The 18,554-nt window shown below is 65.9% G+C and carries 5 protein-coding genes; 4 read left to right on the top strand and 1 reads right to left on the bottom strand.

Annotated features, from left to right (window positions below; translation table 11 throughout):
- The 4 genes from ACW9IN_RS27415 to ACW9IN_RS27400 all read left to right on the top strand — a co-directional run.
- Positions 1-2,342, top strand: a 2,342-nt coding sequence (locus ACW9IN_RS27415; protein WP_457368798.1) for a condensation domain-containing protein, incomplete at its 5' end; no start/stop codon positions are given.
- Positions 2,343-2,391: 49 nt separating this feature from the next.
- The gene (locus ACW9IN_RS27410; protein WP_457368797.1) at positions 2,392-12,480 is read left to right on the top strand and encodes an amino acid adenylation domain-containing protein; all 10,089 of its coding nucleotides are present in this window, start codon (positions 2,392-2,394) and stop codon (positions 12,478-12,480) included.
- A complete protein-coding gene (locus tag ACW9IN_RS27405; protein ID WP_457368796.1) occupies positions 12,477-16,214 on the top strand; it encodes a non-ribosomal peptide synthetase in 3,738 nt (1,245 codons plus the stop codon). Before ACW9IN_RS27410 ends, ACW9IN_RS27405 begins: the two co-directional genes overlap by 4 nt.
- Positions 16,215-17,867 carry a cyclic peptide export ABC transporter gene (locus tag ACW9IN_RS27400; protein WP_457368795.1) on the top strand — a complete coding sequence of 551 codons (1,653 nt, stop codon included), beginning with the start codon at positions 16,215-16,217 and terminating at the stop codon, positions 17,865-17,867.
- Here ACW9IN_RS27400 and fhuF read toward each other — a convergent pair.
- Positions 17,858-18,514 (bottom strand): siderophore-iron reductase FhuF, encoded by a 657-nt coding sequence (gene fhuF, locus ACW9IN_RS27395; RefSeq protein ID WP_457368799.1) that lies wholly within the window; start codon positions 18,512-18,514, stop codon positions 17,858-17,860. The two genes, ACW9IN_RS27400 and fhuF, sit on opposite strands and share 10 nt — an antisense overlap.
- Between the last annotated feature and the right edge of the window lie 40 nt (positions 18,515-18,554).

The following is an 18,554-nucleotide window of genomic DNA, read 5'->3' as shown; positions in this document are numbered from 1 at the left end:
AACAGGTCACCACCCTGCACTTCGTGCCGTCGATGCTGCGCGCGTTTGTCGAGGAACCGAGCCTGTCTGCCTGCACCAGCCTGCGACAGGTGTTTGCCAGCGGTGAAGCCTTGCCCGTCGATCTGGTCCAGCGCTTTATGGGTCAACACCCGGCGGCGCTGGTCAACCTGTATGGCCCCACCGAAGCGGCCATCGATGTCTCGGTATGGCGTTGCTCGGTGAATGACCAACGGGTGCCCATCGGTAAACCGATTGCCAACCTGCACTTGCATATTCTTGACGAGGCCCAGCAGCCATTGCCGATCGGCAGCATTGGCGAGCTGTACATCGGCGGTGTCGGCGTGGCGCGCGGTTACCTGAAACGTGACGACCTGACCGCCGAGCGTTTCCTCACAGTCCGTGGCGAGCGCTTGTACCGTACCGGCGACCGTTGCCGCTTCCTGGCCGATGGCAATATCGAGTACCTGGGGCGCCTCGACCATCAGGTCAAGCTGCGTGGGCAACGTATCGAACTGGGTGAAATCGACGCCGTGCTGTTGGCCCAGCCGGGCATTACCGGCGCCTGCACACTGGTGCTCGACAACCGCCTGGTGGCGTTCTACAGCAGCCAGACCGTTCAGGCCGACCTCGGCGCGCCGCTCAGCGCCGAACTGCCGGCCTATATGGTCCCGGTGGTCTGGGTCAAGGTGCCGAGCCTGCCGTTGACCACCAACGGCAAACTCGACCGCAAGGCCCTGGCGGCGTGGCCATTGCCGCAGCCCCAGGAGGTGCTGGTCGCACCGCGCAACGCGCTGGAAAGCCTGATCTGCCGTTTGATCGGCGAACTGCTCGGCGACAGCCTCACCGGCGGCCGTGCCGTGGGCACCAGCGACAGTTTCTTCGCCCTGGGCGGCGACTCGATCCTCGGCCTGAAACTGATCGCACAACTGCGTGAACAGGGTTACGCACTGACGCCCAAAGACCTGTTCCGCGCCCAGACTCCTGCGGCACTGGCCCTGGTCACCCAGCCGCTGCTGACGGTGGCCGAGCAAGGCGAAGTGACCGGTGCGATGCCGTTGATGCCGCTGCACCAGTGGTTCTTCGACCAACAGCAACCCCAGGCCGCGTACTGGAACCAGGCCGTGCTGGCCGACAGCGACCGTGCCTTGCAACCGGCGCTGGTGCAGGCGGCACTGGACCGCCTGGTGGCCCACCATGATGCACTGCGCCTGCGTTTCAGCCAGGTCGATGGGCAGTGGCTGGCCCACATCGCACCAGCGATGCCGGCGGCATTGACGCTCGTCACCGAGCCTGAGCAGTTGCACCAGGTTGCGCAGGGCCTGGACCTGCAACACGGCCCGCTGTTCGCCGCCGCGCTGCTGGACGGCGAGCCGCAGCGCCTGTACCTGGTGGCCCATCACCTGGTGGTGGATGCGGTGTCCTGGACACCCTTGCTGGAAGACTTCCAGCGCCTGTATGACGCACTGCAACAGGGCAACCCGGCCACCTTGCCGGCCAAAACCACCGCGTACCGGCACTGGGCCGAGCAGTTGCACGCCCATGGGGCCAAGATCAGCGCCGAACGGCCTTACTGGGCGGCGCAGCACGCCAACCGGCCACTGCCACAGGCCAGCGTCGCCGAACGCCAGACCCTGACAACCCAGTGGGACGCCACTCGCACACACCAATGGCTGACCGAAGCCCATACAGCCTATCGCACCCAGCCCGAAGAGCTGCTGATAGCGGCACTGGTCGCCACCCTGGCTGAAGTCGAGCGGCGCAGCGACATCGTGGTCGACCTGGAACGCCATGGCCGTGATGCGCCGTTCGAAGGCCTGGACGTGAGCCGCACCGTGGGCTGGTTCACCACCCTGTTCCCGTTGCGCGTGAGTGCAAGCGGCAGCGTCAGTGATTGGGTGCGCCAGGCCAAGGAAGCCTTGCGCGGCGTACCGGGCCAGGGGCTCGGCTACGGTTTGCTGCGCCTGCGCGGCGAATTGCCGGCTGGCGGCGGTGACGTGTTGTTCAACTACCTCGGCCACGAGCAGGCCCCCCAAGGCTGGTTGCGCGCCAGCACGCTGGCAGCGCCGCCGGAGGTCTCGCCGGCCAACCGCGTGAGCCATGCCCGTGAAGTGGTGGCCTGGCTGGAAGACGGCGTGCTGCGGGTGCAGTGGCATACGGTCAGTGCGGACACCGACCGTCACCTGCCCGCGCGCCTGCTGGAGCATTTGCAGGCGCTGCTCGAACACTGCCTGGACCCGCAGGCCGGCGCCCTGATGCCGTCCGATTTCCCGCTGGCCAAGGCGCTGAATCAAAAGTCCCTGGACACGTTGCTGGGCAAGCTCAAGAGCAAACCGACTTCCTGAAACCGCTGCGCAGCGGTTTCCCCAAGCATTTGAAATGGATCGCCAAAGCATGAACAACATTGAAGACATCTACTCCCTTTCGCCGACCCAGCACGGTTTGCTGTTTCATACGGTGGTCGAGCCGGATTCGCGGGTGTACTACCAGCAACTGAGCCTGGAAATGAACGGCCCGCTGGATTTGGCCGCATTCCGCGCGGCCTGGCAGGCGCTGATGCAACGCCACGCTGTGCTGCGCAGCGCATTTCTGTGGGAAGACCTCGACGACGCCTACCAGGTGGTGCAAAGCGATCTCGACCTGCCCTTGACCGAACTGGACTGGCAAGGCCAGGCCGACACCCGCACCGCCCTGCAACACCTGGCACTGGAGCAGCGCACACAACCGCTGGAGCTTAATGACGCACCGCTGATGCGCCTGGCCCTGGTGCGCCTGGAAACACAGCGCTGGCACCTGATCTGGACCTTCCATCACATCATCATGGATGGCTGGAGCGTCGGCATCGCGATCCAGGAATGGCTCGCGCTCTACTACGAGCAGGCCCACGGGCGCCCGGCCAACCTGCCGCCGACCCGCGCCTACCGTGACTACATCGCCTGGCTCGCCGAGCAGGACATGGCCGCCACCGAAGGTTTCTGGCGCGAGCAGTTGCAGGATGTCAGCGAACCCACGCCCCTGCCCGACTTCGGCCTGCGTCTGAGTACGCCGACCGACGCCCCCTGCGCCGAGCGGGAACACCGTCTGGAAGTGGCCGAAACCGAACAGCTGTCGCAATTTGCGCGCCGCCACAACCTGACCCTCAACACCCTGATCCAGGGCGCGTGGGCACTGCTGCTGGGCCAGCATGCGGGGCGTGACGACGTGATCTACGGCGTGACCGTGGCCGGTCGTCCGGAAAACCTGGCGGCCATCGACAGCACCGTGGGTCTGTTCATCAACACCCTGCCCTTGCGCGTGCAGTGGAGCGAAGGCCCGACGCTGGTGGACTGGTTGCAGCAGTTGCAACAGGCCAACAGCGACCTGCGCCACCACGCCTACCTGCCGCTGGGTAAGCTCAAGTCGATGAGCAAGATCGCCGCCGAACGCGCGCTGTTCGACTCGATCCTGGTGTTCGAAAACTTCCCGGTCACCGACGCCCTCAACCAGGACGCCGGTGGCCTGAGCTTTGCCGATCCGAATCGCGACGCGGCCAGCGACGGGCTGACCCTGACCCAGGGCCGCAACCACTTCCCGCTGTCACTGATCGTGGTGCCGGGCGAACAGTTGCACTATCTGTTCAGCTACAACCGCAGCCGCTTCAGCGACGCCGAAATCGCGCAGCTTTCCCGGCAATTACGCGCCGTCTTGCTGGCGATGGCGGCACAGCCGGATTGCCGCGTGGCTGAGCTCGACTGGTTGAGCGCTGAAGAACGTCAACACGTGCACAACCTCGGGCGTGGCGCATCGTTGGCGGTGCCCGACGCCTGCCTGCACCAGCGCTTCGAACAGCAGGTGGCGGCCAACCCCGATCGATTGGCGGTCCGTGACCGCCTAGGCGCCTTGAGTTACCGCGAGCTGGATCAACGCGCCAACCGCCTCAGCCAATATCTGCGGGCACAGGGCATCGGCAGCGATAGCCTGGTGGCGCTGGCACTGGAGCGCAGCAACGATTTCGTAATCGCGCTGCTTGCCACCCTGAAGGCCGGCGCGGCGTATCTGCCGCTGGACTTGAAGCAACCCGCCGGGCGCCTGGCCGATGTGCTGCAAGACAGCCGCGCGGCACTGCTGATCGGTGCGGCCCCATCGCCGTTGTTGAACGGCCTGGCCGCCCACACGCCGCTGCTGTGCCTGGCCGAACAGGCCGAGGCCATCGCCGCATTGGCGGACACCGCGCCGGCTGTCGTCCATCGTGCGGACGCAGCGGCCTACGTGATCTACACCTCGGGCTCCACCGGCACGCCCAAAGGCGTGGTGGTGGAACACCGCGCCATCGTCGACTATCTGACGGCGGTGCACGACGTCCTCAACCCACCGGCGGGTGCACGCTACGGTCTGCTGTCGAGCGTGGCGGCGGACCTCGGTCATACCCAATTGTTCGGCGCCCTGTGCACCGGCGGCAGCCTGTTGCTGGTGGATGACGACAGCGGCTTCAGCCCGTTGGCCCTGGCCGAGCTGTTCAGCCAGCATCCGGTGGACGTGCTGAAAATCACCCCGAGCCACCTCAGCGGCCTGTTGCAGGCGCTGCCCGATGCGCGCTTGTTGCCCAAGGCGCTGCTGGTGTTCGGCGGCGATGCCCTGAGCCCGGCGCTGCTGGCCCAGGTCAACGGCCTGGCGCCACAGCTGCGGGTGTTCAACCACTATGGCCCGAGCGAAGCGACGGTCGGCGCGATTGCCACCGCCCTCAGCCCCGGCCAGCGCAGCATTGCCCTGGGTCGCCCGCTGCCGAACCGACGCCTGCGGGTGGTGGATGCCCGGGGCCAGGACGTGGCCAGCGGGATCAGCGGCGAACTGCTGATCAGCGGCGCACTGGCGCGGGGTTACCTGCACCGTGACGACCTCACCACCGAACGCTTCCACAACGACGATGAGGGTCAACGCTGGTACCGCACCGGTGACCGCGTACGCTGGCTGGTAGACGGCCAATTGGCGTTCCTGGGCCGGGTCGACAGCCAGGTGAAGATTCGTGGCAATCGCCTGGAACTGGGCGAAGTCGAAGCCCAGATCAAGCGCCTGTCGCCGTTGATCGAACAGGCCGTGGTGCGCGCCGTCGAACTGGACGGCAGCCTGCGCCTGGTGGCCTGGCTGGTGGCTAGCCAGTCGCTGTCGCCGGTCAAACTGCGTAACGACCTCGGCACCCGCGTGCCGGATTACATGGTGCCGGCGCACTTCATCACCCTGGATGAACTGCCCCTGACCCGCAACGGCAAGCTGGACGTCCAGCGCCTGCCGCTGCCGCACAAGGCGAACGACGACAGCGCCACCCACGTGGCGCCGCGCAACGACGTCGAAAGCCTGCTGGCGACGATCTGGCAGGACGTGCTCCAGCGCGAACAGGTGGGCGTGCACGACAACTTCTTCGCCATTGGCGGCGACTCGATCCTGAACTTGCAGATCATCGCCCGGGCCAATCAGCAAGGGCTCAAGCTCACCCCGCGCCAGTTGTTCGAAAACCGCACCATCGCCGACATCGCCCGCGTACTGGGCGCCGATGCCAGCCACTCGGTGGCCGAACAACGGGCCGACGGCTACGCCTTGCCGTTGGGCGCCGGCCAGCGTGCGCGCCTGGAGCAAAACGCCCTGGCGGCCACCTGGCGCTGCGTAGCCCTGCCCCAGGCCCTTGACCGCGAACTGCTCGGCCAGGCCCTCGCCGCCCTGCAACAACAGCATCAGGCATTGCGTCTGGCCCTCGACGGCGATGGGCAGCAGCGCGTGCTGGTGGCACCCAAAGCCGCGTCGATCAGCCAGGGCAGCTACGTGCCGGAACAATTGCAGGCACTGGCCCAGGCCGGTGTCGACAGCCTGGACCCGACCGCCGGGCAAACCCTGCATGCCAGCCTGCTGAGTGCTGACGGCCAGCACTGCGTATTGCTCGCCGCGTCGCCCTTGTGCCTGGATGAAGCCTCGTGGCCGTTGCTGCTCAGCGACCTCAACCTGGCGCTGGGGCAACTGCTGTACCAGCGACCGGTGCGGCTGTCTTACGCTGGCGGCAATTTCACGCCGTGGGTCCGCCATCAACAAGCCCATGCCGAGGGCGATGCGCTGGATGACGCCTGGGAACACTGGCTGCAATACGCCGGCATGGACACCCTGCAACTGCCCCACAGCCCGCAGCCGAGCCAGGTGGTCGAGCAACGTTTGAGCGCCGACCTCTCAGGCGAGCTCAAACGCCTGGCCGAACGCCTGCATCTGGACTGGAACAGCCTGTTGGCCACTGCCGTGGCCGAACAATGCCGCGCTGTCGCGGGCGACGGCTTGCTCGCCCTGGACCTGCACGCCGCACGCCCGGTGGCGGAGCGCCTGCCGGTCAATGCGCCTATCGTGCTGGCCGACCTCGAACCGCAGCGCATCCTCGGTGCCCTGGACCTGGCCGTGCGGGTGTTTCTGCAGACCGACGGCGCCACCGCGCTGCAACGCTTGCAGGCGATCACCGCGCAATTGCGCGCCTACCCGCAGCACGGCGCGGATTACGCAGCCCTGCGCTACCTGTCGGACAACACCTATTTGCAGGAGCCGTTGCGCGACCTGCCGGCGGCGCCGATTGCCATTCACTGGCGCGGCGACTTCGACAGTCATCGTGAGTCGCGCGGCCTGCTCGGCGCGGTGACCGCCGCCAATGCCCCTACGCCTTCTGCCCATGCCTTGCGCCTCGACGCCCACTGGCAGAACGGCCAATTGCACCTGCGTTGCGAAGGTGCACTGGCGCGCGACTGGGCGCCGCAATTGATCGAACGCCTGAGCGCGCTGGCGACCTTGCTCAAGGAGACCGACCTGCGTCCGGCCAGCGAAGCCTTCCCGTTGTGTCACGCCCAGGCCGCGAGCCTGGCGAGCGAACCACTGGACTGGGCGAACCTGGAGGATGTCTACCCACTCTCCTCCATGCAACAGGGCATGTTGCTGCACACCTTGCTGCAACCCCACAGCGGCATCTACCTGATGCAGCAACGCTACAGCTGGGACGGCGCGTTGCAGCGCCCGGCCATGGAAGCCGCGTGGCAGCTGTTCCTCGAACGGCACCCGATGATGCGCACCGCATTCTGGTGGCAGGACGATCACGCGCCGTTGCAATGCGTGTACCGCAACACCCCGGCGGCCTTCGACTGGCAGGACCTGCGTCACCTGGATGACGCCGCGCAGCACGCGGCGATGGACCAGGCCCTGGAAGCCCAGCGCGTGCAGGGCTTCGACATGGCCAGCGCGCCACTGACCCACCTGCGGGTGTTCCAGCTCGACGACCGCCGTTTCGCCGTGGTGCGCAGCTTCCACCATATCCTCACCGATGCCTGGTGCTTCGGCCTGTTGATGGAAGACCTGCTGGCGATTTATCAGGCCCAGGTACGCCAGGAGCCGGTGGCACGTCCGCGCCTGCGCTCGTTCCGTGGCTACATGAGCTGGCTGGAACGCCAGGATCAGGCCGCCGCACTGGCTTTCTGGCAAACCGAGCTGCAAGGCTTCAGCGAGCCGACCCCGTTGCACGTGGACAGCGCCCTCGCCCGTCCAGAGCAAGCGCCGGAAGCAGTGGGTGATGTCGACCGTACCTTGAGCATCAGCCAGACCCAGCGGCTACAGCAGCTGTGCCAACACTACCAACTGACACCCAACACCTGGATCCAGGGCGCCTGGGCTCTGTTGTTGTCACGCTACAGCGGCCAGCGCGACGTGCTGTTCGGCGTGACCGTCGCCGGTCGCCCCACCGACCTGGCGGGTGTCGAAGAAATGGTCGGGCTGTTCATCAACAGCTTGCCGTTGCGCGTCGATGTGGACCCCGAGGCCCGGGTGGCGGACTGGCTGCAAGCGTTGCTGTCCCACAACGCCCGCCTGCGCGAGCACGAAAGCGCCTCGCTGGTGGATATCCAGCGCAGCAGCCAGGTGCCGCGCGGCCAGCAGCTGTTCGACAGCCTGGTGGTGTTCGAAAACGCCCCGCTGGACATCAGCAGCGTGCAACTGGACGCCTTCAGCATCGATATCTACGAAGACCGCGTACACACCAACTTCCCGATGACGGTAGTGCTGTACCCCGGCGACCGCCTGGGCATTCGCCTGTCCTACGACAACCAGCGGTTCAGTACCGACACGGTGGAGCGCATGCTCGGTCACCTGACGCAGTTGCTTTCCAGCATGCTCGACGCGCCGGAGGCCACCTTGGCCAGCCTGGCCATGCTACCGGCTGCCGAACGCCGGCAATTGCAGGTGGACTGGAACCACAGCGCGGTCGATTTCCCGTTGAACGAAGGCTACGCCGCGTTGTTTGCCGAACAGGTGCGCCGCCGACCTGAGCAAGTCGCGGCGGTTGATCAGCAGCAGTCGTTGACCTACGCCGAGCTGGACCGGCGCGCCAATGCCGTCGCCCACGCCTTGCAAACGGCAGGCGCCGGGCCTGAGACCCTGGTGGCGCTGTTCGCCGCACGCGGCCTTGAATTGCTCACGCTGATGATCGGCACACTCAAGGCTGGCGCGGCGTTCCAGGCCCTGGACATCCAGCAGCCGGCGAAGCGCCTGGCCGAATTGCTCGACCTGGGTGAAGCCCCGCTGCTGTTGGTGTGCGAACACGCCACCGGCGTGCTGGACGACGTACTGCCGAAAACCCTCAAGCAACCCACCTGCCTGGTCGCGCAGACGCTGTGGCAAGGCGAGGCCAAGCCGGCGGTGCAGTACGCGCACACGCCTGACCAACTGGCTTATGTGATTTTCACCTCCGGCTCCACCGGCACCCCCAAGGGCGTGATGGTGGAACAGCGCGGCATGCTCAATAACATCTTCGGCAAGGTGCCGGCCCTGGGCCTGGGCGAACACGACCGGATCGCCCAGACCGCTTCGCCGGCCTTCGATATCTGCGTATGGCAGTTCCTCGCCGCGCCGCTGGTGGGCGCGACCGTGCAGATCCTGCCGGACGCTCAGGCCCACGACCCGGTGGCGCTGCTCGATGCAGTGCAAGACCTGCAACTGACCCTGCTGGAAACCGTGCCGGCGCTGATTCGCGGCATGCTCCAGGAAGCACGCCCGGAACACCGCCTGACACACCTGCGCTGGCTGCTGCCGACCGGCGAAGCGCTGCCGCCGGCGTTGGCCCAGGACTGGTTCGCGCGTTTCCCGGCGATCCCGCTGATGAACGCCTATGGTCCGGCGGAATGCTCGGACGACGTGACGTTCTACCCGATCACCACCGCACCGGGCGATGACTGCCTGCATATGCCGATTGGCCGCCCGACCGCGAACAATCAGGTGTTTGTCCTGGATGCCGACCTGCGCATGGTGCCCATCGGCGTACCGGGCGAGCTGTGCATCGGCGGCGTCGGCGTAGGCCGTGGCTACCTGCGCGATCCGCAGCGCACCCGCGAAGCCTTTGTAACGCACCCGTTCGAGCCTGGCGCGCGTCTGTACCGCAGTGGCGACATTGGCCGTCTGCGCGCCGATGGCGTGATCGAATACCTGGGTCGCCGTGACCAGCAAGTGAAGATTCGCGGCCATCGCATCGAATTGGGCGAGATCGAAAACCGCCTGATGCAGCACCCGGCGGTGGACAGCGCGGCCGTGTTGGCGCTGCCCGACAGCCGAGGCGCGCTGCAACTGGTGGCCTGGTACGTACTCGATGCCAGCGCCGGGCTGGGCGGGCAAACAGCGCAACAGGCGTTGACCGCGCACCTGGCCGGGCAACTGGCGGCGTATATGGTGCCGGCGCGCTGGATCAGCCTGGCGCAGTTGCCGCTGAGCCCCAACGGCAAGGTCGACCGCCGTGCCCTCGCCGCCCTGGACGTGGTCCACGCCGAGCCGGCCGAAGGCGTGTCGGTGGCACCGCGCACACCGACCGAGCAGGTGCTGGCCGCGCTTTGGCAAGAAATCCTCAGCGTCGATCAGGTCAGCGTGCATGACGACTTTTTTGCCATCGGCGGCCATTCATTGCTGGCCACCCAGGTGCTGTCGCGCATCCGCCGGCGCCTGAACGTGCACCTGCCGCTGCGCACGCTGTTCGAGGGCGGCACCCTGGAGCAGTTGGCACAGACGGTCGATCAGCACGCCCGGGAGCTGGACGACAGCGAGATTCTGCCGGTACCGCGCAACCAGACCCTGCCGCTGTCCTACAGCCAGCAACGCCTGTGGTTCCTCGACCGTTTCGAAGGCCCGAGCGCGGCGTACAACATGTCCAGCGTGGTGCGCCTGCGTGGCGCGCTGGATATCGCGGCGCTGCAAAACGCGCTGCAACGCGTGCTGGAGCGTCACGAATCACTGCGCACCGGCTTCCAGCTCAAGGGGGATCAACCTTGCCAGGTGATCCATGAAGCGACACCGCTGGACCTGACGCCTCGCCACATCGAGCCCCAGGCGCTGCAAGCGGCGATCGACCAACAGGCGGCGCTGCCGTTCGACCTGCAACAGGCGCCGATGCTGCGCGCGCAATTGCTGCGCGTGGGTGAGGACGACCATGTGCTGCAACTGGTGCTGCACCACATCGCCACCGATGCCTGGTCCATGGGCATTCTGATCCAGGAGCTGATCACCGGTTACCAGGCCTATTCCAGCGGCTCGACACCGGTGTATACGGCGCTGCCGATCCAATTCGCCGACTACGCCCACTGGCAACGCAGCGAAGCGCAACAACGCCAACTGGCGCGCGCCATCGATTACTGGCGCCGCCAGCTCGACGGCGCGCCCACCTTGATCCCGTTGCCGCTGGACGCTCCGCGCCCGACACAGCCGGACTATCAAGGCGCGGTGTTGACACAGCACTTCAGCCCGGCCCACACCCAGGTGCTCAAGGCTTACGCCCAGCAGCACCGGGCGACGCTGTTCATGGTGCTGCTCAATGCGTTCAACAGCCTGCTGCAGCGGGCCACCGGCAGCCACGACTTTATCGTCGGCACCGACCTCGCCAACCGCGAACACCCGGCGCTGGAAAACCTCATCGGGTTCTTCGTCAACGTGTTGCCGATCCGTGCGCGCTTGAGTGAGTCCGACAGCTTCGACAGCCGCCTGCAACGCCTGCGGGACGACTGCCTGGCCGCCTTCCAGCACCAACAAGTGCCGTTCGACAAGCTGGTGGAAGCCCTGCAACCGCCGCGCACACCGGGGGTCAACCCGCTGGTGCAGGTGTTGTTCGTGATGCAGAACACACCACAAGGCACGGCCACGTTGTCGGGGCTGGAGGTGGAACACCTGGAACCGCGTCAGGAAACCAGCAAGTTCGACCTCGCGGTATTTGTCGAGGAGGACGAAACCGGCCTGAACGTACGCTGGGTGTACCGCACCAGCGTGTTGCAGGCGCAGACCGTTGCCCGCCTGGAACAAGGTTTCGAGCAACTGGTGCAACAGCTGACCCTGGACGACTGGGCGTGGCGCCTTGACGGCGACAGCGCCGCGGTTGCCGTGGTGGCGGATGAGGCGCAAGCCCGCAGTGCGCGCAAACTGTCGAAGATGAGCAAACTCAAGCAGACCCGCGCCACCGCCGTGAGCCAACTGGCCCATGAACAGGTGCGCACGCGTACCCTGAGCGACACGCAGCCGCTGCCACTGGTGATCGAACCGCTGTTGGCCGATCTCGACCCGGTGCACTGGGCCGAGCAGGCACGGGACTGGATCAACGCACAGTTGCGCACCCATGGCGGCTTGTTGTTCCGCGGTTTCAACCTGCCGGACGCGAGTGCTTTCGAGCAGTTCGCCCAGGCCATCGAGCCGGACCTGTACGGCACCTACGGCGACCTGCCGAAAAACACCTCGGGCAAGAACATCTACCACTCCACGCCGTACCCGGAACAGCACATGATCCTGTTCCACAACGAAAGCTCGCACCTGCCGCAATGGCCGCGCAAGCAGTGGTTCTTCTGCGAAATCCCGGCACCCAAGGGCGGCTGCACGCCGATTGTCGATTGCCGCCAGGTGCTGGCGCAGTTGCCGCCGGCCATCGTCGAACGCTTGCAGGCCCTGGGCCTGCTGTATGTGCGGCACTTCACCGACAAACTGGACGTGCGCTGGCAGGACTTCTTCAAGACCGAGCAACGCGAGGAAGTCGAGCGTCAGTGCCGGCAATCGGGCATGCGCTGGGAATGGCTGGGCGACGACAACCTGAAGATTGCCCAGTATTGCCCGGCCATCGTCGAACACCCCGACACCGGCGAGCGTTCGTTCTTCAACCAGGTGCAGTTGCACCACAGCGCCTGCCTGGAGCCGGAGGTGCGTGCCAACCTGATCAAGCTGTTTGGCGAGGGCAACTTGCCGCGCAACGTGTATTACGGCGACGGCAGCGTGATCGAGGATGCGGTGATGGACGTGATTGGTGCCGCGTACGAAGCCTGCGCCGTGCGTTTTGCCTGGCAAAAAGGCGACATGGTGATGCTCGACAATATGCTGGTGGCCCACGCCCGCGACCCGTTCGAGGGTGAGCGCAAGATCTGCGTGGCCATGGGGCAAATGATGAATCGTGAACAACTGCAAGGTGTGGGGGAACAGGCATGAGCCAGTACGAGCAGCAAGCGGCATTCGCCCTGTCCCCGCAGCAGCGCAGCCAGTGGCTGGCGAATGCGCCGCCGGCACGCTTGAGCGTGCAAGTTCGCGGTGCGGCGGCACTGGCAGGCCTGCGCGAACGGCTGGCGGCACTCACCGACTGTCACGACGCGTTGCGTTTGCAGGCACGGCCCCAGCCCGGCTTGCAGGTGCCGTTGCAAAGCGTGGCGGCGGCTCCGTCCATCAGCCTTGAAGTAGAGGCGCTGGCGGACGATGTGCAGCAGGTCACCGTGCAATTGCCGGCACTGGCCGCCGACCGTGGCACCCTGCTGCGCCTCGCCCGGGCCTTGGGTTCGGCGCAAGCGCCGCAGCCCGACGACGAGGCCATGACCTACACCCAGTACAGCGCCTGGGTGCACGACCTGCAAACCGACGAAGACGCTGAACTGGGCCGACAATTCTGGGTCGACCTGGCACTGGGTGAGTCAGCCGGCAGCGAATTGCTGTACCGCGAGGTACGCAACGATGCGCACGCGGTGTTGCTGACCACCTCGGCCAGCGTTTCCCCTGAGTTGAGTGTGGCGCTGCGACGCCAATCCGCCCCGGTCGAACAGGTGCTGATGAGCGCCTGGGCCGTGTTGCTGCAACGCTTGAGCGCCACCGACAGCCCAAGCCTGACCCTGAACTGGGTGCATGACTGCCGCGACGACTATGAGGAACTCGCCGACTGCTGGGGGTTGTTCGCCAAGGCGCTGCCCCTGCCCTGGCAGCCCGCGCCTGAGAGCACCTTCGGCCAGCGCTTGACGACGCTGCAGGCACTGTGTGAACAGGCCATCGAATGGCAGGAGTACTCGCCGCCCGTCGACACCGTCGCGTTTGGCTTCCAGTGGGCCGCTGATGTGGCTGGCTCGCTCAAGATCACCGCGCTGGAGGCGAACCCTGCCGGCATGGAATTGCTGCTGATCGCGCAAGACCAGGGCAACGGCGCTTATCGCCTCGATCTGTGCCATCAGGCCAACCGCTACAGCGTGCAGGCCGCCGAAACCCTGCTGGAGCAACTGCAATCGTTGCTGCTCGACGCACTGAACCATCCGGCCAAGCCGCTGGCGGAGCTGTCGCTGCATGCGCCGCGTTTTGCGCAGGTATTGGCCGCGTGTGAAACCACGGGCGCGCCGGGGTTCGTCAGCGTGCCTGCGCGCTTCAACGAGACTGCCACGGGTTTTGCCGATCACCTGGCACTGCGCGACACGCACCTGCACCTGAGCTATGCCGAGCTGCACGCGCGCAGCAATCAGCTGGCGCATTATCTGCGTGCTCAGGGCGTCGGTCGCGAAGACCGGGTGGCGTTGTACCTGGACCGTTCGGCGTCGATGGTGCTGGCGATGCTCGGCGTGCTGAAGAGCGGCGCGGCGTTCGTGCCGCTGGATGTGCATCAGCCAGCGCAACGCACCCTGGCGATGCTGCAACAGGCGCAGCCGCGTTTCGTACTCAGCGGCGCGGCGGGCCCCGCCCCGCTGCTGGCGGGTGCGGGCAGCCTGGATCTGCGCGACACCGCCACTTGGCAGCAGGCGCCGATGACTGAGGTGGCGCACGGGATTCAACCCCAGGACGCCGCCTATGTGCTGTTCACCTCGGGCAGTACCGGTTCGCCCAAAGGTGTGATCGTGGAGCACGCGCAACTGGCCAGTTATGTGTCCAGCGTGTCCGCACGCCTGCAACTGGCCCCAGGCGAACGCAGTGCCATCGTCACCTCGCTGGCAGCCGACCTGGGTTACACCTTGCTGTTCCCGGCCCTGCTCAGCGGCGGCGAACTGCACTTGCTGGACAAGGACATCGCCATGGACGCCCACGCCTGGGCGGCCTGGCAGGCGCAATACCCGGTCGATCACCTGAAAATCGTGCCGTCGTTGCTCGACGCCTGGCTGCTCAGCACAACCGGAGCGGATGTGCTGCCCGGCAAACAACTGATTCTCGGCGGCGAAACCTGCTCGCCGCGCCTGTTGCAGCAACTGCGCCAGCGTGCGCCGGCATTGACGTTGTTCAACCACTATGGCCCGACGGAAACCACCGTGGGCGTGGCGATGCACCGGCTTGAGCCGAGCTGCGATTACCGTCGCCTGCCGTTGAGTGACCGCCTGGACGGCATGCGCCTTTACCTGCTCGACGACAGCCTGCAACCGGTCGCGCCGGGGCAAGCCGCCGAACTGTATATCGGCGGCCCGCAACTGGCGCGCGGTTATCTGGAAGCGCAGCAGGACACCGAGCGGTTTATCGAGCGCGACGGCGAACGCCTCTACCGCAGCGGCGACCGCGCGCGCTACCGGCATGACGCCAGCCTGGAAATCAGTGGCCGAGCGGATCGCCAGGTCAAGGTGCGTGGCTTTCGTGTGGAACTCGACGAGATCCAGGCGCAACTGGCCAGCCTGCCGGGCGTGGCCCAGGCGGCGGTGGAATGCATCCCCAAGGGTGAGCTTGGCCAGCAACTGTTCGCCTTCCTCACGCTGACACCCGGGCAAACGCCCAGCGTGGCGCAACTGCATGGCCAGGCCCAGGACCGTTTGCCGGACTATATGCTGCCGAGCTTGCGTATCGTCGAGGCGCTGCCGCTGATGGGCAACGGCAAACTCGACCGCAAGACCTTGCAGCAATGGGCCGACAAGGTCCTCGACAGCGTCGGCAGTGCCTTGCCGTGCACACCGCTGGAAGCGTTGCTGGCTGACGTCTGGGCCCAGGTACTGGGCCTGGAGCGGGTGGGCATCGACGATGATTTTTTTGCCCTCGGTGGGCATTCGCTGGCGGCGGTGAGCCTGGCCAGCCGCTTGCAAACGGTGTTGTCGGCGCCGGTCACGGTGAACGCGGTGTTCAACGCACCCAGCGTGGCGGCGTTCGCGACGCTGGTACAGGCGCAGTTCCAGCTGTCGCCGCTGGTGCGGTTGTCGAGCACCGACAGCGGCCCTCAGTTGTTCTGCTTCCACCCCTCCACCGGCCATGTGCAGGATTACCGCGCGCTGTTGCCCCATCTGCCGAACTGGCAACTGTGGGGTTTGCAGGCTGCGTACCTGGGCACGGACAGCGCCGCCCAGGCAGACAGCGACCTCGAACGCCTGGCGGCGCTGTACGTCGAGCACTTGCGCCGCCAGCAGCCCCACGGGCCGTATCATCTGCTGGGGTTTTCCCTCGGCGGGTTACTCGCAATGAGCGCGGCCGCGCAGCTGGAGCGCGACGGCGAACAGGTGGCGTTCCTCGGCATTCTCGATTCGCAATACCAGCGCCAGGCAGCGCCTGACAGCGCGGAAACCCTGCTGGCGGCGTCAGCCCAGGCGTTGACGGCGGACAGCCAGGCCGCGCTGCGCCAGTTGCCGCTGACGGCATTGACCGCCAGACTCGATGCCCTGCCCGCCGCCGAGCGCCTGCCGGAACTTGCTCAGTGGGCTCAACAACAAGGCTTGCAACTGGATGGCGACAGCTGGGAACACCTGCACACGCGCCTGGGCTACGAGCAGCACACGCAACGCCTGCTGGCCAGTTTCCAGCCGCCGCGGCTAAGCTGCCCGGTTCACGTATGGTGGGCCAGCGACACGTTGCAGGCCGCCGACTTTGCCGACCCGCAGTGGGAACACCTGAGCAGCGGGCCGCTGGTGCGCGAAGTGGTTCAGGCCCAGCACTTGAACATCCTCGAGCAACCGGTGGTGCATCAACAATTGGTGGCGAGCCTTGCGGCCATCGCTACAGACGGAGCGGTTTGAATGGATTTGCTGATACTCATGGCCCGGCGCTCGTGGCGCGCGCTTTCGGTCGCGACCTTGACCGGCCTGGCCTGCGGCCTCGCGGCGGCGGGTCTGATCGCCATGATCAACCACAGCCTCACGGTGTTCGAACAATTGCGCCCGATCGATGGCGCGTACTTTGGCGCTTTGGTGCTGCTGGTGGCGGTGTCGCGGATCATCTCCGACATCAGCCTGCTGCGCCTGGGCCAGGCCGCTGTCAACGATATGCGCCTGCACCTGAGCGCCAAGTTGATCGACACGCCGTACGCGCAATTGCAGAAACTCGGCAAGCACCGCCTGCTGGCGATGCTGACCGACGATACGCAAACCATCAGCCAGGCGGTGGAGTTGGTGCCGATCCTGTTGGTCAACGGCGGCATCATCGTCGCGTGCCTGGCCTACCTGGGCTGGCTAAGCCTGCCGCTGTTGGGCTTGACCGTGTTGTTGATCGTGCTGGGTAGCTTGAGTTTCAACTGGCCGCAGCGCCGGGCGCTGACCTCGATTTCCCGGGCGCGGGAGCTCAAGGACCAACTGTTCGATCACTACCGCCTGCTCACTGACGGCAGTAAAGAGTTGCAGCTCAACCACCCGCGTCGCCAGCATTTCTTCGCGCGCCTGCTGCTGCCGGTCAGCCAGCAGTACCGTCGGGATTTCGTGCGCGGCATGAGCATCTATGCCGTGGTGCTGAACTGGGGCAACGCGGTGTTCTACCTGCTGATCGGCGTTGTGTTGTTTGCTGCGCCGCACTTTATCGAGCTGAGTGTGAGCCTGGTCACCGGGTATATCCTGGCGATTCTGTACATGATCACCCCGCTTTCGGAACTGATGCATGCCCTGCCAACCCTGGGCCGGGCCAGCGTGGCGCTGAACAAGATCCGCGCACTGGAAGGCGAGATGCAAGGCGCCCATGAAGCCATCGAAACCTTCGCACCGACCCACGTGCGCAGCCTGGTGTGCCGCCAGGTCACCCATACCTATTACCGCGAGCGCGAAGACGGGCATTTCACCCTGGGGCCCATCGATGTGACGCTCAACGCCGGGGAAACCGTGTTCATCACCGGCGGCAACGGCAGCGGCAAGACCACCCTGGCGCTATTGCTCACCGGCCTCTACCGCCCGGAAAGCGGCGACGTGATGTTGGACGAACAGGTGTCCTCCAGTGACGACAATCACCATTATCGCCAGCATTTTTCGGCGATCTTCACCGACTTCTGCCTGTTCGAAAACCTCTTCGACGGCGACGATCCGCACTTGATGCAGCAGGCCCAGGATTACCTGGTGCACCTGCAGCTGGATCACAAAGTGCATATCGAACACGGGCGGTTGACCACCCTCGCGCTGTCCACCGGGCAACGCAAACGCCTGGCACTGCTCAGCGCGTACCTGGACGACCGCCCCTGCTACCTGTTCGACGAATGGGCCGCGGACCAGGACCCGGTGTTCAAGCACTTCTTCTACACGCGGATCCTGACCGACCTGCGCGAGCGCGGCAAACTGGTGATCGTGATCTCCCACGACGATGCGTACTTTGGTCTGGCGGATCGACTGATCCGCATCGAACATGGGCGCTTGAGCGAGGTGGAACCGGTGGCCGAAACACGCCCGGCGGGCATGGTTCAGCCTCAGTCGTAGAGGTAATGCAGGTAGCTGACCTGCTCGGCCACGGGCAGGCGATGCAGTTTGGGGCAGGATTCGCACAGCACCAGCGGCTCGCCTTCCACCAACTCGTGCAGCTGGTAATGCAGGCAGCAATGCCGACGCAAGGGCAACTGGGCGCAGATCTCCGGCGCGGGCGACGGCACCTGGCGCTGCAAGCCGCGCAGCTTCAAGCGACCGTCATTTACGGTGACCGGCTCCAGCCAGCGGTGCGCCTCGGCAAAGCCTTCGCGGCGCAGGTCGCGGTCAAGCCGTTCGAAGGCGCCGTCCCAGATCGCGACAAAATTGCCCCAGAGGATCTTCGGCGCCAGGCCGCCCGCCGCTGCCAGGGTGTTAAAAAGCGGCGCCAAATGCTCATGCACCCAGCGTGACAGGTAAGCGGCACGTCCGTGCACCGCCAGCGTGGGCACAGGGTTGGCAAAGTGCAAGGCAAGGGGTTGGCCGCCGTCCAGCCGCAATACGCTGCCGTCATCCCAAAAATCAATGGCCCGGTCCAGCGTCAGCAGGCATGCCAGCGTGGCGGGCACGGTGATGCTCATGTAGTTCATCGACCACTGCGAAGCCACCGCCGCCTTGTTGATCCCCGGATAGCGCAGCGCGAACTCGGCCAGCACCGGGTGCAGCACGGCGGGGTCGGCGGCGTGGCGGAGGACGATGGAAGGT

This window comes from Pseudomonas sp. SDO5271_S396 (assembly GCF_054071795.1).
This window is presented reverse-complemented; position numbering and strand designations above follow the sequence as displayed.